Source organism: Gammaproteobacteria bacterium (assembly GCA_035501935.1).
In the GTDB taxonomy this organism is placed as follows: domain Bacteria; phylum Pseudomonadota; class Gammaproteobacteria; order JAJPIJ01; family JAJPIJ01; genus JAJPIJ01.
On record DATJVC010000039.1, the window covers coordinates 44,546 to 68,362 of the forward strand.

General features: G+C 64.0%; 20 protein-coding genes. 19 read left to right on the top strand and 1 reads right to left on the bottom strand.

The annotated features are described in order from the left end of the window. Positions 1 to 12 precede the first annotated feature (12 nt). The 16 genes from rsmH to lpxC all read left to right on the top strand — a co-directional run bounded on the left by rsmH (position 13) and on the right by lpxC (position 18,296). Positions 13 to 936 carry a 16S rRNA (cytosine(1402)-N(4))-methyltransferase RsmH gene (gene rsmH, locus VMH34_10165; protein HTT09138.1) on the top strand — a complete coding sequence of 308 codons (924 nt, stop codon included), beginning with the start codon at positions 13 to 15 and terminating at the stop codon, positions 934 to 936. Next, positions 933 to 1,199 carry a cell division protein FtsL gene (gene ftsL, locus VMH34_10170; protein ID HTT09139.1) on the top strand — a complete coding sequence of 89 codons (267 nt, stop codon included), beginning with the start codon at positions 933 to 935 and terminating at the stop codon, positions 1,197 to 1,199. The genes rsmH and ftsL overlap by 4 nt, the downstream gene beginning before the upstream one ends. Continuing rightward, positions 1,199 to 2,950, top strand: coding sequence for a penicillin-binding protein 2 (locus VMH34_10175; protein HTT09140.1), 1,752 nt, complete (start codon positions 1,199 to 1,201; stop codon positions 2,948 to 2,950). The genes ftsL and VMH34_10175 overlap by 1 nt, the downstream gene beginning before the upstream one ends. Beyond that, positions 2,950 to 4,449 (top strand): UDP-N-acetylmuramoyl-L-alanyl-D-glutamate--2,6-diaminopimelate ligase, encoded by a 1,500-nt coding sequence (locus VMH34_10180; protein ID HTT09141.1) that lies wholly within the window; start codon positions 2,950 to 2,952, stop codon positions 4,447 to 4,449. Before VMH34_10175 ends, VMH34_10180 begins: the two co-directional genes overlap by 1 nt. After that, the gene (murF, locus tag VMH34_10185) at positions 4,446 to 5,828 is read left to right on the top strand and encodes a UDP-N-acetylmuramoyl-tripeptide--D-alanyl-D-alanine ligase (protein HTT09142.1); all 1,383 of its coding nucleotides are present in this window, start codon (positions 4,446 to 4,448) and stop codon (positions 5,826 to 5,828) included. The genes VMH34_10180 and murF overlap by 4 nt, the downstream gene beginning before the upstream one ends. A gap of 6 nt (positions 5,829 to 5,834) precedes the next feature. Further along, positions 5,835 to 6,917: a phospho-N-acetylmuramoyl-pentapeptide-transferase gene (gene mraY, locus VMH34_10190; protein HTT09143.1), complete on the top strand. Its 1,083-nt coding sequence runs from the start codon at positions 5,835 to 5,837 to the stop codon at positions 6,915 to 6,917. Between the two features lie 46 nt (positions 6,918 to 6,963). Continuing rightward, positions 6,964 to 8,328 carry a UDP-N-acetylmuramoyl-L-alanine--D-glutamate ligase gene (gene murD / locus VMH34_10195; GenBank protein ID HTT09144.1) on the top strand — a complete coding sequence of 455 codons (1,365 nt, stop codon included), beginning with the start codon at positions 6,964 to 6,966 and terminating at the stop codon, positions 8,326 to 8,328. Then, a complete protein-coding gene (gene ftsW / locus VMH34_10200) occupies positions 8,325 to 9,581 on the top strand; it encodes a putative lipid II flippase FtsW (GenBank protein ID HTT09145.1) in 1,257 nt (418 codons plus the stop codon). The genes murD and ftsW overlap by 4 nt, the downstream gene beginning before the upstream one ends. After that, complete coding sequence (gene murG / locus VMH34_10205; protein ID HTT09146.1) at positions 9,581 to 10,666, top strand: undecaprenyldiphospho-muramoylpentapeptide beta-N-acetylglucosaminyltransferase; 1,086 nt, start codon at positions 9,581 to 9,583, stop codon at positions 10,664 to 10,666. The genes ftsW and murG overlap by 1 nt, the downstream gene beginning before the upstream one ends. Then, positions 10,659 to 12,107: a UDP-N-acetylmuramate--L-alanine ligase gene (murC, locus tag VMH34_10210; protein ID HTT09147.1), complete on the top strand. Its 1,449-nt coding sequence runs from the start codon at positions 10,659 to 10,661 to the stop codon at positions 12,105 to 12,107. Before murG ends, murC begins: the two co-directional genes overlap by 8 nt. Then, on the top strand, positions 12,104 to 13,024 hold the full coding sequence (gene murB, locus VMH34_10215; GenBank protein ID HTT09148.1) for a UDP-N-acetylmuramate dehydrogenase: 921 nt from the start codon (positions 12,104 to 12,106) through the stop codon (positions 13,022 to 13,024). Before murC ends, murB begins: the two co-directional genes overlap by 4 nt. Then, positions 13,021 to 13,971 carry a D-alanine--D-alanine ligase gene (locus tag VMH34_10220; protein HTT09149.1) on the top strand — a complete coding sequence of 317 codons (951 nt, stop codon included), beginning with the start codon at positions 13,021 to 13,023 and terminating at the stop codon, positions 13,969 to 13,971. The genes murB and VMH34_10220 overlap by 4 nt, the downstream gene beginning before the upstream one ends. A gap of 26 nt (positions 13,972 to 13,997) precedes the next feature. After that, positions 13,998 to 14,753, top strand: coding sequence for a cell division protein FtsQ/DivIB (locus VMH34_10225; protein HTT09150.1), 756 nt, complete (start codon positions 13,998 to 14,000; stop codon positions 14,751 to 14,753). A gap of 15 nt (positions 14,754 to 14,768) precedes the next feature. After that, entirely contained in the window at positions 14,769 to 16,001 is a 1,233-nt protein-coding gene (gene ftsA / locus VMH34_10230) for a cell division protein FtsA (GenBank protein ID HTT09151.1), read from the top strand. 74 nt (positions 16,002 to 16,075) lie between these two features. Further along, the gene (ftsZ, locus tag VMH34_10235; protein HTT09152.1) at positions 16,076 to 17,272 is read left to right on the top strand and encodes a cell division protein FtsZ; all 1,197 of its coding nucleotides are present in this window, start codon (positions 16,076 to 16,078) and stop codon (positions 17,270 to 17,272) included. A 112-nt stretch (positions 17,273 to 17,384) separates the two neighbouring features. Next, positions 17,385 to 18,296, top strand: coding sequence for a UDP-3-O-acyl-N-acetylglucosamine deacetylase (lpxC, locus tag VMH34_10240; protein ID HTT09153.1), 912 nt, complete (start codon positions 17,385 to 17,387; stop codon positions 18,294 to 18,296). Between the two features lie 7 nt (positions 18,297 to 18,303). Here lpxC and VMH34_10245 read toward each other — a convergent pair whose 3' ends face one another. Further along, a complete protein-coding gene (locus tag VMH34_10245; GenBank protein HTT09154.1) occupies positions 18,304 to 18,648 on the bottom strand; it encodes a DUF721 domain-containing protein in 345 nt (114 codons plus the stop codon). Between the two features lie 129 nt (positions 18,649 to 18,777). On the opposite strand from VMH34_10245, the gene VMH34_10250 reads away from it, so the two are divergent. The 3 genes from VMH34_10250 to argJ all read left to right on the top strand — a co-directional run bounded on the left by VMH34_10250 (position 18,778) and on the right by argJ (position 23,813). Then, positions 18,778 to 19,680 (top strand): M23 family metallopeptidase, encoded by a 903-nt coding sequence (locus tag VMH34_10250; GenBank protein ID HTT09155.1) that lies wholly within the window; start codon positions 18,778 to 18,780, stop codon positions 19,678 to 19,680. A 140-nt stretch (positions 19,681 to 19,820) separates the two neighbouring features. Then, positions 19,821 to 22,586 (top strand): preprotein translocase subunit SecA, encoded by a 2,766-nt coding sequence (gene secA, locus VMH34_10255; protein ID HTT09156.1) that lies wholly within the window; start codon positions 19,821 to 19,823, stop codon positions 22,584 to 22,586. A 9-nt stretch (positions 22,587 to 22,595) separates the two neighbouring features. Continuing rightward, on the top strand, positions 22,596 to 23,813 hold the full coding sequence (gene argJ / locus VMH34_10260; GenBank protein HTT09157.1) for a bifunctional glutamate N-acetyltransferase/amino-acid acetyltransferase ArgJ: 1,218 nt from the start codon (positions 22,596 to 22,598) through the stop codon (positions 23,811 to 23,813). Positions 23,814 to 23,817 lie beyond the last annotated feature (4 nt).

The window sequence follows — 23,817 nt, forward strand, 5'->3', positions numbered from 1 at the left end:
GGGTGCTTTGCCGTGACAGAACACATTCCGGTGCTGAAAGAAGAGGTGCTGGAGGCCTTGAGCATACGCGAAGACGGTCGGTATGTGGATTGCACCTATGGCCGGGGCGGGCACGCCCGCGCGATCGCGGAGCGTCTGGGGCCGTTGGGTCGTGTGCTGGCAATGGACCGGGATCCCGAGGCGGTGCAGGCAGCGCGGGAACACTGGCTTGATCCGCGCCTGGAAGTGGTGCACGCGCCCTTCAGCATGCTGGAGAAGTGCGTGGCGGCGCGCGGATGGGCGACACAAGTGAACGGGGTGCTATTCGATTTGGGCGTGTCCTCGCCGCAACTGGAAACCGCCGCGCGCGGATTCAGTTTCATGCGCGATGGTCCGCTGGACATGCGCATGGATCCGACGCAGGGCGTGACCGCCGCCGAATGGCTGGCACAGGCCGGCGAGCAAGACATCGCTGAATGCCTGCAGCGTTACGGCGAGGAGCGCCATGCGCGCCGTCTGGCGCGGGCCATCGTGGCGGCGCGCGTACAAGCACCCATCATCCGCACCGCGCAACTGGCCGCGATCATTGCCCGGGCGCATCCCGCCTGGGAGCACGGCCAGCATCCTGCCACCCGGGCATTTCAGGCGATCCGCATACAGGTCAATAATGAGCTGGAGGAATTGAAACAGGGGCTGCATCAAGCGGTCGAAATATTGGCACGCGGCGGCCGGCTGGCGGTGATCAGTTTCCACTCATTGGAGGATCGCATCGTCAAGCGGTTGTTACGCGCTGAATCCGGTGTCTCCGATCTGCCGCCAGCCCTGCCGGTGCGCGATGGCGCATATCCGGCACGGTTGCGGCTGATCGGGCGCGCGCGGCGGCCGGGTGAGGATGAGGTGGTGAAAAATCCGCGCGCGCGCAGCGCAACGATGCGTGTGGCGGAGAAATTGAATTGAAACCGCTGGCATGCGCGGCGTTGTTGACGGTTGCCGTATTGGCGTCGGCGCTGGGTGTGGTGGTGAGCCGACATGAGAGCCGCGTGGCCTTCGTGGAATTGCAGGCGCTGGAGCGCGAACGTGATGCGATGAATGAAGAATGGGGGCAACTGCAGCTGGAGCAGGCCACCTGGGGCACGCATGCGCGCGTTGAGGATATCGCGCATCAACAGCTGGATATGTGGTCGCCGCCGCCCGAATCCACATTACTGGTGGTGCCTTGATGTCTGCTACGTTGCCATCACTTTACCGGGGCCGCCGTTACAGCATGCAGATTTTGTTCGTGGGCATCGCCGTTCTGATGTCGCTGCGCGCGGTCGATCTGCAACTTACGGATCACGAGTTTTTGCAGAATCATGGCGACGCGCGTTATTTGCGCGTGGTGGAAACACCGGCGCACCGCGGCGTGATCAGCGATCGGAACGGTGAACCGCTGGCGATCAGCACGCCGGTCAGTTCGGTATGGGCCAATCCGCACAGGCTGGCACTGGATGAGGGACAATGGCGGCAATTGGCCCAGTGGCTGGCGACCAGCGTGGACAACCTGAAAGAACTGGTGACAGAACGGCAGGGGCGCGATTTCGTCTATCTCCGCCGCCAGGTGGAGCCGGCACTGGCCGCCAAGATTGCAGCGGCACGGCTGCCCGGTATTTACGTGGATCGCGAATATCATCGCTATTATCCCGCCGGCGAGGTCACCGCCCATGTGGTGGGATTCACCAATGTGGACGACAGCGGACAGGAGGGTATGGAACTCGCGTACAACGGGGCCTTGCAGGGGGCGGCGGGCAGCAAGCAGGTGATCAAGGATCGGCTGGGACACGTGGTGGAAAACGTGGAAAGCCTGCGCGCCACCGTGCCGGGAGAAGACCTGACACTGACCATAGACAAGCGTCTGCAATACATCGCCTACCGGGAATTGAAAACGGCGGTGCTCGCGCACCGCGCGCAAGCGGGCTCCATGGTGATCCTCAATGCCCAGAGCGGCGAGGTGCTGGCGATGGTCAATCAACCCTCCTACAATCCCAACAACCGCGCCAGTCTGCAAGGAGAGCTGTATCGTAATCGCGCCGTGACCGATTTGTATGAGCCCGGTTCGACGCTCAAGGCGTTCACCATTGCCGCCGCGCTGGAGAGCGGCAGATTTACACCTACGACGCCGATCGAGACGGGCAACGGCATTTTCGAGATCGGTCCTTACAAGGTGCGCGATACCCACCCCTTTGGCAGGCTGGACGTGACCGGCGTAGTCATCAAGTCCAGCAACATCGGCGCCGCCAAGATTGCGCTGACCCTGGAGCCGGAGACCTTCTGGCGTATGTTGAGCCATGTCGGATTCGGCGTGCCCACGACCACGGGTTTTCCCGGCGAAGCCGGGGGCAGGCTGCCCGACTATCACCACTGGCGCGAAATCGAGCAGGCGACATTGGCCTTCGGTTACGGCCTGTCCGTGACGACCTTGCAATTGGCGCAGGCCTATACCGCGGTGGCCAACGATGGTGTCATGATGCCCGCGAGCCTGGTGCAAACCGGTCAGGCCCCGCACGGTGAATCGGTCATGTCGCCGACCACGGCGGCGCAACTGCGCATCATGCTGGAAGGCGTGGTGAGGTCGGGCACGGGACGACTGGCACGCATACCGGGTTACCGCGTGGCCGGCAAGACCGGCACGGTGCACAAGATCAACACGCAGGGTTATGAGGAGGATCGCTACGTCGCCCTGTTTGCCGGCATGGTGCCAGTCAGCCGGCCGCGACTGGTGGCTGTGGTGATCATCGATGACCCGGGCGATGGGGAATATTTCGGTGGCCAGATCGCCGCGCCGGTATTCAGCCGCGTCATGCAGGAGGCGCTGCGGCTGCTCAATGTCCCACCGGATGATCCGCCCGGGCAGAACGAGCAACCCCTGTATACGTATATCTCGACCAACTCACCGGAAATATTCGATGATCGGGGCGGACAACCGGAACGATGATGACGGCGCGCCAACTCTCTTCGAACAACCTGCGTGAACTGCTGGCGGGTTTTGCCGCATTGACGCTGGCGCAGGATCGGCATCCGTCCGGCCTGACGCTGGACAGCCGCGAAGTGCGCGCAGGCGACGCGTTTGTCGCGTTGCGCGGCCGCCATCATCAAGGGCGTGACTACATCAACGACGCGATTAGCCGCGGCGCCGTGGCGGTACTGGTGGAGGAGGACGGATCGATCAGTCTTCAAGGCCCGGTGCCGGTGATTCCGGTGCCGGATCTGCGCTGGCGGCTGGGCGAGATCGCCGCCCGCTTCCACGGGCACCCCTCGCGCGCGCTCAAGGTGGTTGGCGTCACCGGCACCAACGGCAAGACCACGGTGACACATCTTATTGCCCAGGCGTTGAACCGCCATCACGAGACATGCGCGCTCATGGGCACGTTGGGCCAGGGCCTGCCCGATCGGCTGGCGGCGCTGGCCAATACCACACCGGATGCAATCACCGTGCAGAAAAACCTGGCGCGATGGCGGGATCAGGGTTTGAACAGCGTGGCCATGGAGGTGTCGTCGCACGGCCTGGATCAAGGACGGGTGCAGGGCGTGCGTTTCGCAGCCGCCGTGCTGACCAACCTGACACGCGATCATCTGGAATACCATGGCGACATGCAGGGTTACGCGCAGGCCAAGCAGCGTCTCTTCACCATGCCCGAACTCGGCGCCGCGGTGTTGAATGGGGATGATCCCTACAGCGCGACGTTGTTGAAGGTGATCAATCCTGGTGTCCGACGCCTGGCGTATGCGCTGGGCGGCGTCCCGCCGCGTGGCGCGGAAACGATCACCACCTCGGAGATCGACTTGCGCGATGGGATCGCGATGAACGTAAACTGGCAGGGACAACGGCAACGTTTGCGCAGTCCGTTGCTCGGGCGCTTCAATGCCGCCAACGTGCTGGCCGCCGCCACCGCCTTGATTGCACTTGATGTGCCACTGGCGCAGGTGGCCGAGGATCTGGCGCAGGCGCCGGGCGCCGAGGGACGCATGCAGCGGCTGGGCGGTGGCGCCGGCCAACCGTTGGTGCTGATCGATTACGCCCATACCCCCGACGCCCTGCAAAATGTATTACAAACCAGCCGCGAATTGACTCGCGATGCGCTCTGGTGCGTGTTCGGCTGCGGTGGCGATCGTGATCCCGGCAAGCGTCCGCTGATGGGACGGATTGCGTCCACACTGGCAGATCACGTGATCGTGACCAGCGACAATCCCCGCGGCGAGCCGCCGCAGGCCATCATGGATCAAATCGTCGCCGGCATGGGGAATCGAACGCCGACGCTGGTGGAAGCCGATCGCCGGCGCGCCATCCATTATGCCATCGCCAACGCGGCGCCGGGCGCGGTGGTGGTGGTCGCCGGCAAGGGTCATGAAACCCATCAGGAGATCGCGGGCCGGCGCTGGCCGTTCAGCGATGCGGCCGTGGCCGAGGCCGCACTGCGGGAACGGACGGGATGATCGCCATGACGCTCGCCGCCGCCAGCCGCGCCATGCAGGGGGTGTTGCACACTCCGGCGGGAGCGTCCGTGGGCCGCCGCAGGTTTCGCGGTGTCAGCACCGACACGCGCCAGTTGCAGGCCGGCGAATTGTTCATCGCCCTGCGCGGCCCGCGTTTCGACGCGCACACCTTGATTGACGAGGCGCAGCGGCGAGGCGCGGTGGCCGCCGTGGTCGAGCGCGAAGTCGCGTCGGCCCTGCCGTCGATCGAAGTGGATCACACCCGCACCGCACTGGGACGGCTGGCGGCGGTCTGGCGCGAGCAGCATGCGCTGTCCGTCATCGCGGTCACGGGCAGCAACGGCAAGACCACCGTCAAAGACATGCTGGCCGCGATCTTCGGCCACGCCGGTCCGGTGCTGGCCACCCGCGGCAATTTGAACAACGACATCGGCGTACCGCTGACATTGTTTCAACTGGCACCGGAACATCGTTGCGCGGTGATCGAAATGGGCGCCAATCACGCCGGCGAGATCGCAAATCTCTGCCGCATCGCCCGGCCCACGGCCGCCCTCATCACCGTGTGCGCGCCCGCGCATCTGGAGGGATTCGGTAGTGTCGAGGGCGTGGCGCGCGCCAAGGGGGAAATCATCAGCGGCACGGCGGCGGACGGCGTGGTCGTTTTGAATGCGGATGATCCGTATTTCCCCCTATGGCGGGAGCTGGCGCAAGGGCGGCGGTTGGTGCGCTTCGGGCTGCAAGCGCCGGCGGAGGTGACGGCGGTCATGCGCGGAGAGGCATCGAGTGGTATCGGATCACGTTTTGACCTGCGCCTGCCGGGTGCGGCAGCCGACGTGCGGCTGCCCTTGCCAGGGCGGCACAATGTCATGAACGCGCTGGCGGCGGCGGCCTGTGCCTGGGCGCTGGGCCAGGACGTCCAGGCCATCCGCGCCGGTTTGGAAAATGTACGACCGGCGCACGGCCGGCTCGAAATCGTGCCGGGACTCTGCGGCACGGTGATCGACGATAGCTACAATGCCAACCCTGCCTCCCTGCAGGCCGCCCTGGAGGTGCTGCGACTTCAGCCCGGCGAGCACTGGCTGGTCTTGGGTGATATGGGCGAACTGGGTGCCGAGAGCGAGACCCAGCATCGCACGGCCGGGCGCATGGCGCGCGCCTCGGGCGTATCGCGCTTTTATGGCATCGGCCCGCTGACCCGCCTGGCAGTGGAGGAATTCGGTTCGGGCGCGCGGCACTTCGAGAATTACACCGATTTGATCTCCGCCCTGTGTGCGGAATTGCCGGAAAACATGACCGTGCTGGTCAAGGGATCGCGCGCCATGCACATGGAAACCATCGTGCGTGCGATCGCCGCGCCGGGCATGGCCAGCAAGGCATAACGGCCCATGCTCCTCCTCCTTTCCGAATGGTTGAGCCGCTGGTACAGCGGTTTTCACGTGTTTCAATACATCACCCTGCGCATCATTCTGGGCGTGCTGACGGCGCTCGGCATCGCACTGTTGACGGGACCGTACATGATCCGGAGTTTGAGCCGCAACCAAATCGGCCAGAGCGTGCGCGACGACGGCCCGCGTTCGCATCTGAGCAAATCCGGAACGCCGACGATGGGCGGGGCGCTGATCCTGGTGTCGTTGACGCTGAGCACCCTGCTGTGGAGCGAATTGCGCAATCGCTATGTCTGGATCGCGCTTATGGTGACGCTGGCCTTCGGCGCCATCGGCTGGATTGACGATTACCGCAAGGTCAGTCGGCGCGATCCCAGGGGCATGCCGGCGCGGCAGAAATATCTGTGGCAGTCGATCTGCGGTCTGGGTGCCGCGCTCCTGCTTTACCTGCAGGCGGACACGCCGGTGCAGACGCAGTTGATCGTGCCGTTCGTCAAGGCCGCCGTGTTCAACCTGGGCTGGGGATTCCCGGTCCTGGCCTATCTCGTGGTGGTGGGCACCAGCAACGCCGTGAATCTGACCGACGGCCTGGACGGGCTGGCGACGCTGCCGGCGGTGATGATCGCCGGCGCCCTGGTGGTGTTCGCCTATGTGGCCGGCCACGTCAATTTCTCCCACTATCTGGGGCTGCCCTACATCGCCGGCGTCGGCGAATTGGGCGTGTTCTGCGCCGCGCTCTCCGGCGCCGGCCTGGGATTCCTGTGGTTCAACACCTATCCGGCGCAGGTGTTCATGGGCGACATGGGTGCGCTCGCCATCGGCGCGGCGCTCGGCATCGTCGCGGTGATGGTGCGCCAGGAAATGGTGCTCTTCATCATGGGCGGGGTGTTTGTGGTGGAGACCCTGTCGGTGATGCTGCAGGTGGCCTCCTTCAAGCTCACGGGCCGCCGCATCTTCCGCATGGCGCCGCTGCACCACCACTTCGAACTCAAGGGCTGGCCGGAACCGCGCGTGATCGTGCGCTTCTGGATCATCACCGTGATTCTTGTTTTGATCGGACTCTCGAGCCTCAAGATCCGATGATTCCACAATGAACGCGACCGCGACCGTCAAAACAACTTCATGGCCAATGCCCACTGTCATTGTCGGCATGGGCAAGACCGGTCTATCCTGCGCCCGCTTCCTGAGCCGTCGCGGTGAGCCCTTTGCCATCGTTGACAGCCGCGAAGATCCGCCCAGCCTGGCCGTCGTACAGCGGGAGTTTCCGCGGGCTCCATGTCATGCCGGTGATTTGCGCCCTGACTGGCTGCAGGGAGCGCGGCGGGTGTTGCTGAGTCCCGGCGTGCCGCCGCAAGAACCGGCGCTGTGCGCCGCGCGCGCGCACGGCGCGGAGATCCTCGGCGATATCGAATTGTTCGCGCGCCATGCGCGCGCCCCGGTGGTGGCGGTCACGGGTGTCAACGGCAAAAGCACGGTGACCACGCTGGTCGGCGAGATGGCGCGGGCGGCGGGTGTCCGCACCGGCGTGGGCGGCAATCTCGGCACGCCGGCACTGGACTTGCTGGATGAAAAGGTTTCGTTGTACGTGCTGGAACTGTCCAGCTTTCAACTGGAAACGGTGTCGAGCCTGAACGCCCGCGTTGCGACGGTGTTGAACGTGAGTCCTGATCATATGGATCGCTATCGCAGTCTCACCGAATACGCCGCCACCAAGCAGCGCGTCTTCCGCGGCGACGGCGTCATGGTGTTGAACGCCGATGACCCGCTGGTCATGGCCATGCGCGAACAAGGTCGCACCGTGCGAAGGTTCGGCTTGAACGCACCGCCGGCGGGTGATTATGGCGTGCGCCAGGATGCCGATGGACGGGTCTGGTTGGTGTGCGGCGAAGAACGATTACTGCCGGTCGCGGAACTAAAGATCAAGGGCGCGCACAACATCGCCAATGCGCTGGCGGCCTGGGCACTGGCCGAGGCGGCGGGACTGCCGCGTCCCGCGATCGGGGATGCGTTACGCACGTTTGCCGGTCTGCCGCACCGCTGCCGGCGGGTGGCGGAGATCGACGGCGTGCACTGGTACGACGATTCCAAGGGCACCAACGTTGGTGCCGCCTGCGCCGCCATCGTGGGACTGGCCCAGGGCCTGGCTTCCGGCCGGCGACTGATCATCATCGCCGGCGGTGACGGCAAGGGCGCGGATTTCAGCGCCATGGCGTCAGCGGCCCGGGGCCGGGTGCGGGCAGCGGTGATCATCGGCCGCGATGGGCCGCAGATCGAAAAAGTACTGGCGCCGGTCGTGCCCTGTGTGCGGGCGGACAACATGGAAGATGCGGTGGCGCAGGCGGCGGCGCGCGCAGAACCGGGCGACATCGTACTGTTGTCGCCGGCCTGCGCCAGTTTCGATATGTACCGTGATTACGTGCACCGCGGCGAGGTCTATGTCGCCTCGGTGCGCGCCAGGGTTCGCGTCGCCGCATCTGCGGAGCGGCAACCGTGACTGCGGCACTGCCCATGGAAAATGTCGCGCCCTTGCTGCGAACAACGCCGTCACCGCCGTCACCGGCGCGCTGGCTGGCGTACCGCGACCACGACCCATGGATATTGGGCACGGCCGTGATGCTGGTGGCCATCGGCCTGGTGATGATGACCTCGGCCTCGATCACCCTGGCGGACAAAAACTACGGCGATCCGTTTTACTTTCTGCGGCGGCAGATGATCGCGCTGGGCATCGGCGTGGCATTGGCGCTGTGGGCGATGCACGTGCCGCTGCATTTCTTGCAGCGGGTAAGTTCCGGTTTTCTGCTGCTCGGGATCCTGGTGTTGTTTCTGGTATTGATCCCCGGCATTGGCCGCGAAGTGAACGGCAGTCTGCGCTGGTTGCAACTGGGGCCGCTCTCGATGCAGGCCTCGGAAATCGCCAAGCCCTGCATCGTGCTTTATCTGGCGGGTTATCTGGTGCGGCACCACGATCAGGTGCGGGAAAAATTCATCGGCTTCATCAAGCCCATCGGCGTGCTGACCCTCATTGCCGGCCTGCTGCTGTTGGAGCCGGACTACGGCGCGGCGGCGGTGCTGTTTGCGACCTGCCTGGGCATGCTGTTCCTGGCCGGCGTCTCGCTGCTGCGGTTCATCTCCTGGGGGTTGGTTGCTGTCGCGGCCCTGGCGGCCCTGGCCATGCTGGCGCCCTACCGGCTGGCGCGCCTGATGGCGTTCGTCAATCCGTGGGCCGATCCCTACGACACCGGCTTCCAATTGACGCAGTCGTTGATCGCGTTCGGTCGCGGCGAGCTCACCGGCGTGGGTTTGGGCGCAGGCATACAAAAACTTTTTTATCTGCCGGAGGTGCACACCGATTTTGTATTCGCGGTGATAGGCGAGGAGCTGGGGCTGGCGGGCACACTCGCAGTGATCGCCCTGTTTTTGTTCCTGGTGTGGCGCATGTTGTTGCTGGGCGGCGAGGCGCTCAAGGCGGGTCAGGCGTTTCACGCCCATATCGCCAACGGTGTGGCCCTGCTGCTGGGCTTGCAGGCCTTCATCAACATCGGCGTCAACATGGGGGTGCTGCCAACCAAGGGGCTGACATTGCCGCTTATCAGCTATGGCGCCAACAGCATGGTCATTACCTGGGTGATGATTGGCCTGCTGTTGCGCGTCGCGCACGAGATCCGCCAGCCGGCTCGCGTGCTGGCGCTCACGCAGGCACAGACCACGTCCGTGCCGGCGATGATGGCCGGGGAGAACTCAGCATAATGAACCGGCCCATACTGATTATGGCAGGCGGGACCGGCGGCCATATTTATCCCGCACTGGCGGTGGCGGAGGAATTACAGCGGCGGCAGGTGGCGGTGCACTGGCTGGGCACCCGCCGCGGGCTCGAAATGCAATTGGTGCCGCAGGCCGGCCTTAAATTGCACACCGTGACCGTGACCGGGCTCCGTCGCCGTGGTGTCTGGACCTGGCTGCTGGCGCCGCCGGTGTTGATCATGGCTCTGCTGCAGTCGTTGTGGCATTTGCTGATGTTGCGGCCGGCGGCGGTGCTGGGCATGGGTGGTTTTGCCAGCGGGCCGGGCGGAGTGGCGGCCTGGTTGTTGCGGATACCCCTGCTGCTGCACGAGCAGAACGCCCTCTTGGGCACCACCAATCGGTTGTTGGCGCCGCTGGCGCGGCGTCTTCTAGAAGCATTCCCAGGTGCGTTTGCGCCGCGTCCGGCCGTCTGCACCGGCAATCCCGTGCGCGCGTCCATCACGCAACTGTCGTCGCGGTCGGAACACCCAGACCCGGCGGCGCATCCCCTGCGCATTCTGGTGGTGGGCGGCAGTCAGGGGGCCGCCGCCTTGAATCGCATCGTGCCGGCTGCAGTGGCGCTGCTGATCACGCAAGCGGGCCCGCCGCGCATCGAGGTATGGCATCAAACGGGAGCGGGCCAGGATGCCGAAACGGCGAAGCACTATCGGCAACACGATGTCACCGCCCGCGTGGAGCCGTACCTGCACGCCATCGAACAGGCCTACGCTTGGGCGGATTTGGTCATTTGTCGCGCCGGCGCCATGACCATCGCCGAACTTGCCGTCGCCGGTCTGGCGGCGCTTCTGGTGCCGTATCCCTTTGCCGTGGACGATCACCAGACGGCCAATGCCGCATATCTGGCGCGCCAGGGCGCGGCGCTCATGATCCCGGAGCATGAATTGACGCCGATGCAATTGGCCGCGCTGGTGCGCGGGTTGATTGACCATCCGGAGCGGCGCATGGAAATGGCGCGCAAGGCGCGCACGCTGGCCCGCCCGCAAGCCGCCGCGCAAGTGGCGCGGTTCTGCATGGAGGCGGCCTATGGCTGAGCGTGATCAAGACATGGGTCATGCCATGGGCCGGGTCAGGCGCATCCATTTCATCGGCATCGGCGGCGCCGGCATGGGCGGCATTGCCGAGGTGCTGCACAATCTGGGGTACGACATCAGCGGCTCGGATTTGCAACAGAATGCGATGGCGCGCCATCTGGCCGCGTGCGGCGTCCAGGTGTACACCGGCCATGCGGCGGCGCATATCCGGGGCGCCGATGTGGTGGTGTATTCGAGCGCCGTGCCGGCCGACAATCCCGAAATGATGGAGGCACGGCGGCTGCGCCTCCCGGTGGTGCCGCGGGCGCAGATGCTCGCCGAATTGATGCGCTTCCGTTCGGGGATCGCAGTCGCCGGTACGCACGGCAAGACCACCACCACCAGTTTGATAGCGAACCTCCTGGCCGAGGGGGGGCTGGATCCGACGTTCGTGGTCGGCGGCCGGGTCATCAGCAGCGGTACGCACGCCAAGCTGGGCCAGGGCAAATATTTGGTGGCCGAGGCCGACGAAAGCGACGCCTCGTTTCTGCATTTGAGTCCGGTGATGGCGGTCGTCACCAACATCGATCTGGACCACATGGAAACCTACGGCGGCGATCCCCAACGGTTGCGCGCCGCCTTCCTCGAATTTCTGCACCGCCTGCCATTTTATGGATTGGCCGTGCTGTGCATGGATGACCCTGTGGTGCGCGGGATGTTGGATGAAGTGGGCCGGCCGGTGGTGACCTACGGCACCGACCCCCGCGCCGATATCCGTGCCGGCGACATCCAGCAACAGGGCATGATGACCCGTTTCTCCGTGGTGCGGCCGGGCGAGGCGCAGTGGCTTTCCGTTGCGCTCAACCTGCCGGGCCGCCACAACGTGCTGAATGCGCTGGCCGCCATCGCCGTGGCCAGGGAGTTGAACGTGAGTGACGCGGCCCTGCTCAAGGGTTTGCGGGAATTTCAGGGCATCTCGCGCCGCTTCCAGAACGTGGGTGAACTCAAAATCGGCAAGGCCAGGGTGACGCTGATCGACGATTACGGTCATCACCCGACCGAAATGGCGGCCACGCTCGCCGCCCTGCGCGCCGGCTGGCCGGGACGTCGCGTGGTGATGGTATTCCAGCCGCACCGATACACCCGCACCCGCGATCTGCTGGATGATTTCGCCCGCGTGCTCTCGGAGGTGGATCAATTGCTGCTGCTGGATGTCTATGCCGCCGGCGAGCCGCCGCTGCCGGGCGCGGACAGCCGGGCGCTGGCGCGCGCGCTCCGCGCGCGCGGCAAGGTCGATCCCATCCTGGTCGCCGCACCCGCCGAAGTCCCCGCGCTATTGCCCGGCATCATGCGCGATGGCGATGTCCTGCTCGTTCAGGGAGCGGGCAACATCGGCGCCACGGTTGTCCGACTGCAGGAACAATTCGCGTCCACGCCGCTGAAGGCGGTGACGAACACATGATGACGGCCATGGACAAACGCGACCCCTCCCGGCCGTGGCGCGGCCAGTTGAAGGTGAATGAAAGCTTGGCGCAGCACAACACCTGGCGTGTCGGCGGCCCCGCGGCGCGCTACTACCTGCCGATCGACGCCACCGACCTGGCGAGCTTCATCGGCACGCTGGATGAAAACGAACCGCTCCTGTGGCTGGGCCTGGGCAGCAACGTGCTGGTCCGCGACGGCGGTTTCCGGGGTACCGTTATCGCCACCCACCCCGTCCTCGACCGCTGCGGCCGGGTGGAGAACAACCTGCTGCGCGCCGAGGCGGGCACGCCCTGCGCCAAGGTGGCCCGCCAGGCCGTGCGCGATGGCGCCACCGGCCTTGAATTTTTTGCCGGCATTCCCGGGACCATCGGCGGCGCGCTGGCGATGAATGCCGGCGCCTTCGGCGGGGAGACATGGCGGCAGGTGGACTGCGTGGAGACTGTGGATCGGCAGGGGCGATTGCATCGCCGTCCGGCGTCGGATTATTGCGTGGCCTACCGTGAGGTGCATCCGCCGACGGCTGATGAGGGGTTTGCGGCCGCAACCTTCAGGGTGCGGCCCGACATTCTCCACGAAGGCGAGGCGAAGATCCGATCGCTGCTGACCCGGCGCGCGCAGAGCCAGCCGATGGGGGAACCCAGTTGCGGTTCCGTTTTCCGCAATCCGGCCGGCGAATACGCCGGCCGCTTAATCGAGCAGTGCGGACTGAAAGGGGCGACACGCGGGGGTGCGCAGGTGTCCCGCAAGCACGCCAATTTCATCGTCAACCTGGGTGGCGCCACGGCGGCGGACATCGAAGGCTTGATCCGGCACATTCAGGAAACGGTGCGGGGCCAGCGCGGCGTGGAATTGATCCCGGAGGTTCGCATCGTGGGCGAGGAGAAGCAATCATAAGCGCCGCGGCGAAACCATTCGGCCGGGTGGCGGTGCTGCTGGGCGGACGCTCTGCGGAGCGGGAGATCTCGCTCATGAGCGGCAAGGCCGTGCTTGAGGCGTTGCAGCGGGCGGATATCGATGCCCACGCGTTTGATCCGGCGGCGCGCGACATCGCCGAAATTAGGAGTTTCAACCGTGCCTTCATCGTGTTGCACGGCCGCGGCGGCGAGGACGGCACCATGCAGGGGGCGCTCGAAACCCTCGATGTCCCCTATACCGGCAGCGGCGTCATGGCCTCGGCGCTGTGTCTGGACAAATGGCGAACCAAGCTGGTGTGGCAGTCGACCGGTATTCCCACCCCCCGCCACGTGCTGGTGGAGACCGATACGGATCCCGATGCCCTGCCGGCGACGCTGGGACTGCCACTCATCATCAAGCCGGTGCATGAAGGCTCGACCATCGGCCTCAGTCGCGTGCAGCGGCGCCAGGAACTCGCCGCGGCGCTCGCCACCGCCCGCCGCCACGATCCGATGGTGCTGGCGGAAGAATGCATCATCGGTCAGGAACTGACCACAGCGATCCTCGGCGATCAAGCCCTGCCGCTGGTACGTATTGAGGCGCCTGCGGGCCGCTACGACTACCACGCCAAGTATTTTTCCGATGAGACCCGGTATCACTGTCCGGCCGGCATCGACGCGCGCCTTGAAGCGGAAATCCAGGCGGCGGCGCTCAAGGCCTTTCGCGTGCTGGGCTGCCGCGGATGGGGGCGCGCAGACGTGATGCTGCGCCCCAGCGGCGAATTTTTCTTTCTGGAAATGAACACGGTCCCTGGAATGACCGGCCACAGCCTGGTGCCCATGGCGGCAAGGGCGGCGGGGATGAGTTTCGATGATCTGGTATTGGCGATCCTGCGCCCCACCCTGCCGTTCGTGGAGCAGCCCCCCATGGAAAAAATCACATGTTGAATTTTGGCCGACCGCAGAACCGACGCGTGGACACGCCTTCGGTGTGGCGACGACGCGGACTGGCCTGGGCGGCGGCGGTGGGCGTGACGGTGGCGCTGGCGGGCACGCTCGCCGCGGTGAGCTGGCTTCAAGATCCCCAGCATCTGCCCATACGCGAGGTGCGCATCAACGGTGAATTGCGGCATCTGTCGCCCGTGCACGTGCAACAGGCGGTGCTGGCGGAAGCCACCGGCGGTTTTTTCAGCGTCGATGTCGACCGCATCCGGGCCGCGGTATTGGGAGATCCGTGGGTGCGGGAGGTGTCGGTACGTCGGGTCTGGCCGGATACCCTGGTGGTGACGGTGAGCGAGCAGCATCCCCTGGCCTATTGGGGCACCGCGGCACTGATCAGCGCCGAAGGTGCCGTCTTCCGGCCGGCGCCGGAGCAGTTTCCAGCCGGTCTGCCGCTCCTGACGGGACCGGAGGGTGCGCAGATGACTCTTCTCAACCGTTACCGGCAGTTGCAGGCGTGGTTTGCGCCGCTGGGCCTGAGCGTGCAGCAGGTGGACCTGAACCCGCGGCGATCCTGGCGCTTTACCGTGGTGAATGAGCAGGCTGGCGGTGGAATGAGCGTAGCAATAGAGGTTGTCGTCGGCCGTGCTGATTTCGATGCCCGGGTCCAGCGGTTGATCACGGCATGGCCGCGCACCGTCGGCGTGCGGGAAAACGATATCGCCAGCGTGGATTTGCGCTACACGAACGGTTTCGCCGTCCGTCTGCGGCGTGCGCCGCCGCTCGGTTGACAGGAGATGAGTCGCATGAAGAAACCGGACAAGAACCTCGTCGTGGGCCTGGACATCGGCACCTCCAAGGTGGTGGCGATGGTCGGTGAGGTCGGACCCGACGGCCAGATGGAGGTGATTGGCATGGGCTCGCATCCCTCGCGCGGGCTGAAAAAAGGCGTGGTGGTCAACATCGAATCGACCGTGCAGTCCATCCAGCGCGCTGTCGAGGAGGCCGAGTTGATGGCGGGCTGTGAAATCCGCTCGGTCTACGCCGGCATCGCCGGCAGCCACATCCGCAGCCTCAATTCCCACGGCATCGTCGCCATCCGCGACAACGAAGTGACGCCGCACGACGTTGAACGCGTCATCGACGCCGCCCGTGCGGTGGCCATCCCCGCCGATCAGAAGATTCTTCACGTGCTGCCGCAGGAGTTCGTCATCGACAACCAGGAAGGCATCCGCGATCCCATCGGCATGTCGGGCGTGCGGCTGGAGGCCAAGGTGCACATGGTGACCGGCGCGGTGTCCGCGGCGCAGAACATCGTCAAATGCGTGCGCCGCTGCGGTCTGGAGGTGGACGACGTCATCCTGCAGCAACTGGCCTCGGCGCAGGCGGTGCTGACCGACGATGAAAAGGAACTGGGCATCTGCCTGGCCGACATTGGCGGCGGCACCAGCGACATCGCCGTGTTCGTCAACGGCGCCATCCACCACACCGCGGCCATCCCCATCGCCGGCGATCAGGTGACCAACGACATCGCCGTGGCCCTGCGCACGCCCACGCATCACGCCGAGGACATCAAGATCAAATACGCCTGTGCGCTGACCCAACTGGCCAATCCCGAGGAGACCATCGAAGTGCCGAGTGTCGGCGATCGGGCGCCGCGGCGGTTGTTGCGGCAGACCCTGGCCGAGGTGGTGGAGCCGCGCTATGAGGAGCTGTTCTCGCTGATCCACGCCGAGCTCAAGCGCAGCGGTTTTGAGGAACTCGTCGCCGCCGGCGTGGTGCTGACCGGCGGCGGCGCCAAGATGGAGGGCGTCATCGAACTGGCCGAGGAGGTGTTCCACATGCCGGTGCGGCTGGGGACGCCGCAATACATCACCGGGCTCGCGGACGTGGTGCGCAATCCGGTGTATTCCACGGCCGTGGGGCTGCTGCTGTTCAGTCAGAAGATGGTGCATTCACAGCCACACCCGCCGCGCATGGAGGGCGGCGTACGGCAGATGTGGGAACGGATGAAGAACTGGTTTCACGGACATTTTTAACGGGGATCCATCACGCGGATTTTTTCGAGATGGGTTCGAAAAATTTTTATATACTTTGTTGATGAGGAGGTCATATGCCATTTGAATTGATGGATGCCGTAAATCAGAACGCGGTCATCAAGGTCGTCGGCATCGGCGGCGGCGGCGGCAACGCCGTGCAGCACATGGTGAACGCCGGTATCGACGGCGTCGACTTCATCTCCGCGAATACCGACGCACAGGCGCTGAAGAATTCGGCGGCGCGCATGACCCTGCAACTGGGCAAGGACATCACCAAGGGGCTGGGCGCCGGTGCCGATCCCGAAGTGGGGCGGCAGGCGGCGCTGGAGGATCGCGAGCGCATCTCCGACGTGCTGGACGGTTCCGACATGGTGTTCATCACCGCCGGCATGGGCGGCGGCACCGGCACCGGCGCGACGCCGGTGGTGGCGCAGGTGGCCAAGGATCTCGGTATCCTGACGGTCGCGGTGGTGACCAAGCCCTTTCTCATGGAGGGGCGCAAGCGCATGGAGGCCGCCAACAAGGGCATCAAGGAGCTGTCCCAGTTCGTGGACTCGCTCATCACCATTCCCAATGAAAAACTGCTGACGGTTCTGGGGCGTGATGTGAGCCTGCTCGACGCCTTCAAGGCGGCCAATGATGTCCTGCTGGGGGCCGTGCAGGGGATTGCCGAGTTGATCACCCGGCCGGGACTCATCAACGTCGATTTTGCCGACGTCCGCACGGTCATGAGGGAAATGGGCATGGCCATGATGGGATCCGGCCGCGGCAAGGGTCCGGATCGCGCCCGGCTGGCCGCGGAAAGCGCCATCGCCAGCCCCTTGCTCGAAGACATCAACATTTCCGGGGCGCGGGGCATCCTGGTCAACATCACCGCGGGCACGGATTTACGCATCGGTGAATTCGACGAGGTGGGCAATATCATCAAGGGCTTTGCCTCTGAAAACGCCACGGTGGTCATCGGCACGGCGCTCGATCCGGCGATCAGCGACGAATTCCGGGTCACCGTGGTGGCCACCGGTCTGGGCGGCCATGAGGAGAAGGCGGCCGTCGACTCTCCGGCAATGGCGCCGGCGGGTTCGAAATCCGCGGCAGGTGCCACTGTTATTCCGGTGTTGCCGCAGCAGCTCGAAGGTGCGAAATCACCGCGGCGGGAGAGCGGCGCCGAGCCTGACTACAGTCAATATGACAAGCCGGCCTATGACCGAAAGAAGAAAGGGGCGGCCAATTTTCTGGATATCCCCGCGTTTTTACGGCGTCAGGCCGATTAATCGTGGAAATTACGCTCTGAACCACGGAGGAGGATAAGAGGCTAGCACATAAGGGTTTTTGTGTTATTATCCGGCCCCAAACCCTTCGCCTTGAATGGGGGAGCAAGGGGTAATGATAAAACAGCGCACCCTAAAAAATATCATACGCGCCACCGGAGTCGGTCTGCATACAGGAAAAAAGGTCTATCTGACCTTGCGGCCGGCGCCTGCTGATACCGGCATCCTGTTCCGGCGCATCGATCTCGATCCCGTCGTGGAAATCACCGCCCGCGCTGAAAATGTGGGCGATACCCGGCTGTCCACCACCCTGGCCAAGGATGGTACCCGCATCGCCACCGTAGAGCACCTGCTGTCCGCCCTGGCGGGGCTGGGCATCGATAACGCCTATGTCGATGTGAGCGCTGCGGAGGTACCCATCATGGATGGCAGCGCCGGGCCGTTTGTTTTCCTGATCCAGTCCGCCGGCATCCAGGAGCAAAACGCAGCCAAGAAATTCATCCGCATCAAGCGTCCGGTGAAAGTCGAGGATGGGGACAAATGGGCGCGATTTGAGCCCTTTGAAGGATTCAAGGTAGCCTTCGCCATAGAATTTGACCACCCCTTTTTCCAGCAAACCAGTAAATACGCCGAAATCGATTTTTCCACCACCTCCTTCGTCAAAGAAGTCAGTCGTGCCCGTACCTTCGGTTTCATGCGGGAGGTGGAACTATTGCGGCAGAAGAACCTGGCCTTGGGCGGTAGTCTGGCCAACGCGGTGGTGGTCGATGACTACCGGGTCCTGAATGAAGAGGGCCTGCGTTACGAGGACGAATTTGTCAAACACAAGGTCCTGGACGCCATCGGTGATCTCTATTTGCTGGGACACACCCTGATCGGCGCCTTTCATGGCAACAAGTCCGGGCATGAATTGAACAATAAATTGTTGCGCATCTTGTTGGCAAACAAAAAGTACTACGAGGTGGTGACCTTCGCCGATGCCCAGGCGGCGCCCATCTCGTTTATGCAGCCGGTACCGGCCACCTGATAAGACTTCAGGGAAAATTTGATGACGCGCCGGGGGGGGCGGCACCGACGGAGACCTTGATGCGTATGGTGCGGACCGGCGCATTTGAAGGGGAGTCACCGTTGAGTGTTTCCAACATGACGGGAATGAGGCATCGCGCTTGAGTGGCCCAGGCGGCGGAGTCCGCCTGCAATACCAAGGTGTGTTCCTGCAAGTTCAGCACGCGCAGGTGCGCATCGAGCGGCTCGGGCCACAGGGTACGCAGGCGTCGTTCAATGCGGTTGAGGTGATGGGCGTGATCCAGCAATTGACGCAGGTGGCTGGAACCATTCAGCACCCGGCGCAGCGGCTGGGGTGGCGACGAGCGCTTCATAGATAATTTCAAGCGGTGGAGGAGGGTCTTGGTCTGACCGAGGATGCTATGCAACTTATTCTACACTCTAACTATCGCGGCCACCTGTGCCAGTTTCGGCTGGGGCGCGGCGCATTGCTGATTTTTGGAATGCTGGTTTTGGGCCTGTCCGCAGGGTTGCTGACCTTGGGCGCGCGCTGGGGTTCGGCCTATACCTTGATGCAGGCTGATGCCGGCATCAAAGACCGCCAGGAATTCTGGCGGCGCCAGATGGGATTGCAGCGCGAGAAGCTGGCGCAATTGCGTCAGGATACCGAGGCCAATCTGAATGCGCTGGCGCTGAAGCTCGGTGAAATGCAGTCCCATGTCACCCGGTTGGATGCCCTGGGTGAGCGGCTGACGGTCATGGCCAAGATGAAAGATGGGGAATTCGACTTCCGCAGCGAACCGCCGGTGGGCGGTCCGGTATCCGCTGTGCAGCTTTCCAATACCGCACAGGACATCGCCCATGGCATCGAAAAACTCTGGCGCGAACTCGATGATCGGACTGAACAATTGACCGCCATGGAATCGCTGTTGATGAATCGCAAGTTGCAGGACGAGATTTTTCCGGCCGGAGTGCCCCTGATGGGTGGATGGATGTCCTCCGGTTTCGGCCCGCGCACCGATCCGGTCTCCGGGCGCCAGGAATTTCACCGCGGCATCGATTATGCCGGAGAGCCGGGCTCCAGCGTCATCGCCATGGCCTCGGGCGTGGTGAGTTGGTCCGGATGGCGTGATGAATATGGCAATGTGGTGGAAATCAACCACGGCAATGGTTACGTCACCCGCTATGCGCACAACAAGAAAAATCTGGTGGCCGTTGGCGATCGGGTCGACAAGGGCCAAGCCATCGCCATCATGGGCGCCACCGGGCGCACCACCGGCCCCCATGTCCATTTCGAGGTGCTGAAAGACGACGTCATCGTCAACCCGTTGAAATATATCCACACGAGCGGAACGGCCGACGCCGAGGTCGTACAGGATGTCCCTCTGCCGCATTCCGTCAATTAAGCAACAGCCACTGGTTTCCCGGCCGAAGACTAAGAGTTAAACTGCGCCACTAGCTGTGGGAAGACGCCGATTGCGTTAGCAGTCTTTAATGTTCCACCTTCCTGGTTGATACCTCATTCATGGTGATGAATCCTATTGCCTTGCTCGGCAAGGCAGTGCGCAAAGTCATTGGCAGTCGCAACGAGCGGATGTTGCGGCGCATGCAAAAGGCGGTGGTGCGGATCAACGCCCTGGAGCGGGTGATCGCCGCCCTGAGCGACGATGCCTTGCGCGCCAAGACGGCCGAATTCCGCGAACGCCTACGCCGCGGCGAGACGCTGGAGGCGCTGCTGCCGGAGGCGTTCGCGGTGGTGCGCGAGGCCGGCCGGCGCGTGCTCGGCATGCGCCATTTTGACGTTCAGCTCATCGGCGGCATGGTCCTGCATCAGGGCAAGATCGCCGAGATGCGCACGGGCGAAGGCAAGACGCTGGTGGCCACGCTGGCCGCCTATCTGAATGCGCTGCCCGGCCACGGCGTGCACGTGGTCACGGTCAACGATTACCTGGCCAAGCGCGATGCGGAATGGATGGGCCGGGTGTACTCATTCCTCGGCATGCATACGGGCGTCATTCTCTCCACCCTGCCGCCCGCCGAACGACAGGCCGCCTACGCCGCCGACATCACCTACGGCACCAACAATGAGTTTGGCTTCGATTATCTGCGCGACAACATGGTGTTCTCGCGCGCCGGTCGCGTACAACGCGGACTCACCTTCGCCATCGTCGATGAGGTGGATTCCATTCTCATCGACGAGGCGCGCACGCCGCTCATCATCTCGGGCCCCACCGAGGACCGCACCGATTTATACCAGCGGGTGAATAACCTGATCCCGGGGCTCAAACGGCAGGAGAAAGAGGAAGGGCAGGACGGCGACTACTGGGTCGATGAAAAGGCGCGGCAGGTGCATTTGACGGAACGCGGCCACGAACACATTGAGAAATTGCTGGCCAGCGAAGGCATGCTCGGTGGCAGCGAGAGCCTCTACAGCGCCGCGAACATCAGCCTCATGCATCATGTCAACGCGGCGCTGCGCGCTCATACGCTGTTCCGGCGCGACGTGGATTACGTCGTCAAGGATGACGTGATCGTCATCGTCGATGAATTCACCGGCCGCACCATGCCGGGCCGCCGATGGTCGGAAGGTTTGCACCAGGCTGTGGAGGCCAAGGAGGGCGTGTCGATCCAGAACGAAAACCAGACACTGGCCTCAATCACTTTCCAGAACTACTTCCGACTTTACAAGAAATTGTCAGGTATGACCGGCACGGCGGACACCGAGGCCTATGAGTTCCAGCAGATCTACGGCCTGGAGGTGGTCGTTATCCCCACGCACCGCGAGATGATTCGCGAAGATCTTGGCGATGTGGTCTATCTCACGCAGAAGGAGAAATTCAAGGCCATCATTGCCGACATCAAGAATTGCGTGCGGCGTGGCCAGCCGGCGCTGGTGGGCACCACCTCGATAGAAACCTCGGAATTCCTCTCCGGGCTGCTCAAGCGGGAGGGCATCCAGCACCAGGTGTTGAACGCCAAGTTTCATGAGGCCGAGGCGCAGATCGTGGCACAGGCCGGACGGCCGGGCACCGTGACCGTGGCCACCAACATGGCCGGCCGCGGCACCGACATCGTGCTCGGTGGCAATCCCGAACCGGAAATCAATGCAATCCGCGCCGACGACGGCCCCTCCGAGGAGGACAAGAAACAACGCATTGCCGCCGTCCGCACGGACTGGCAGCGGTTGCACGATGAGGTGGTCGCCGCCGGCGGCTTGCACATTATCGGCACCGAGCGCCATGAGTCCCGCCGCATCGACAATCAATTACGCGGCCGTTCCGGCCGTCAGGGCGATCCGGGCTCCAGCCGCTTCTACCTGTCGCTGGAGGACAGCCTCATGCGTATCTTCGCCTCCGACCGCGTCGCGGCGATCATGCAGAAGCTGGGCATGCAGGAAGGCGAGGCCATTGAGCATCCTTGGGTGACCCGCGCCATCGAGAACGCCCAGCGCAAGGTGGAGGCGCGCAATTTCGACATTCGCAAGCAGTTGCTGGAGTTTGACGACGTCGCCAACGATCAACGCAAGATCATCTATGAACAGCGCAATGATCTGATGGATGCCGAGGATATCGGCGCCACGATCATCGACATCCGCCGCGATGTAGTGGACGGCATTATTCATCAGTTCATTCCGCCACAGAGTTTTGAAGAGAGCTGGAACGTTCCGGGCCTGGCCGAGGCCTTGAGTCAGGAACTGGGTTTGAAATTGCCAATCGCGGAATGGCTCAGACAGGATGGCAATCTGCACGAGCAGACGTTGCACGACCGGATACTGGCCGCCGCTGATTCGGCCTACGAGGAGAAGGAGAAGGCGATCGGCGCGACGGGGATGCGGCAGGTGGAAAAGGAGGTCATGCTGCGCGTGCTGGATCAGCACTGGAAGGAGCACCTCGCAGCCATGGATCATCTGCGCCAGGGCATCCATCTGCGCGGGTACGCACAGCGGAACCCCAAGCAGGAATACAAGCGCGAGGCCTTCGAAATGTTCCAGCAGCTGCTGGAGAACATCAAGCGCGATACCGTGGGCCTGCTGTCGCGCATTCAGGTCCGCAGCGAGGCGGAAATTCACGCCATGGAGGAGCAACGCCGGCGGGTGGCGCCCGTGCAGTACACCCATGCCCAGGCCGAGAGTCCCCTTGCCGCACCGGAAGCCTCCGCAGAAGACGCTGTGGCGGCGGCCGGGGTGCAGCCGCCGGCTGCACCGGCCGTCGCCGCGCCATTCGTACGCGATGGCCGCAAGGTGGGACGCAACGAACCCTGCCCCTGCGGCTCGGGCAAGAAATACAAGCAGTGCCATGGCCGCTTGAGTTGAGGTGCAGGCATGGTTGCCGGAGTCATTGCCCAGACGCCGTTATTACCCGTGCCCGGCGTACTAATCGGAGTCGGCGCGGCGGGGATCAAGCTTTCGGATCGCCATGATCTGGCCTTGCTTCAGTTGGCCCCGGGATCCCGTTGCGCGGCGGTATTCACGCGCAATGCCTTTTGCGCCGCGCCGGTGCAGTTGGCCAAAAAGCATCTGGCGGCAGGTCCTGTCAGGCATCTGTTGGTGAATTCCGGCAACGCCAACGCAGGTACAGGCCCGGCGGGTCTGGAGGACGCGGCGGCGACCTGTGCCGCGGTGGCGGCATCGGCCGGCGGTGAGGCGCGGGCCGTGTTGCCGTTTTCCACCGGCGTCATCGGCCAGCGACTGCCGGTGGACAAGATACGCCGGGCACTGCCGCAGGCCGTGGCCTCACTGTCGCCCACAGGGTGGGAGAATGCCGCGCGTGCGATCATGACCACGGACACCGTCCCCAAAGGTATCTCGCGCACCTGCACCATTGCCGGCCGCACCATAACCTTCACCGGCATTGCCAAGGGCGCCGGCATGATCCGTCCGGACATGGCAACGTTGCTGTCGTTCATCGCCACGGACGCGACCGTGGAGCCATCGTTTCTGCAGGCGGCGCTTGAATCTGTAATGGCACAGAGCTTCAATTGCATCACTGTGGACGGCGATACATCGACCAATGACGCGTGCGTACTGATGGCCACGGGACAGGTGGGCGGCGCATCAATCTCCGCCGCCACGAAGGAGGCCGCGATTTTTCAGGAGGCGTTGACCGCCGTTTGCCGTTACCTGGCCGAGGCGGTCGTGCGCGACGGCGAGGGCGCCTCGAAATTCATCCGCATTCTCGTGGAACAGGGCGCCAGCGACGAGGAATGCCGGCGGGTGGCCTATGCGGTGGCGGAGTCGCCCCTGGTCAAGACGGCGTGCTATGCCTCCGACGCCAACTGGGGGCGCATCCTGGCCGCCGTGGGCCGCGCCGGTGTGCCCGATTTGAAGATCGCAGGCGTCAACATCGTCTTGAACGGCGTGGCCATCGTGACGGCGGGCAGCGTGGCGCCCGGTTACACCGAGGCTGCGGGCCAGCAGGCCATGCAGGCGGCTGATATCGGCATTCGCATCCAGCTTGGACGGGGCGCCTCACAGGCGGAGGTGTTGACCTGCGATCTCTCGCTCGATTATGTCCGCATCAACGCCGAATATCGCACCTGATTCG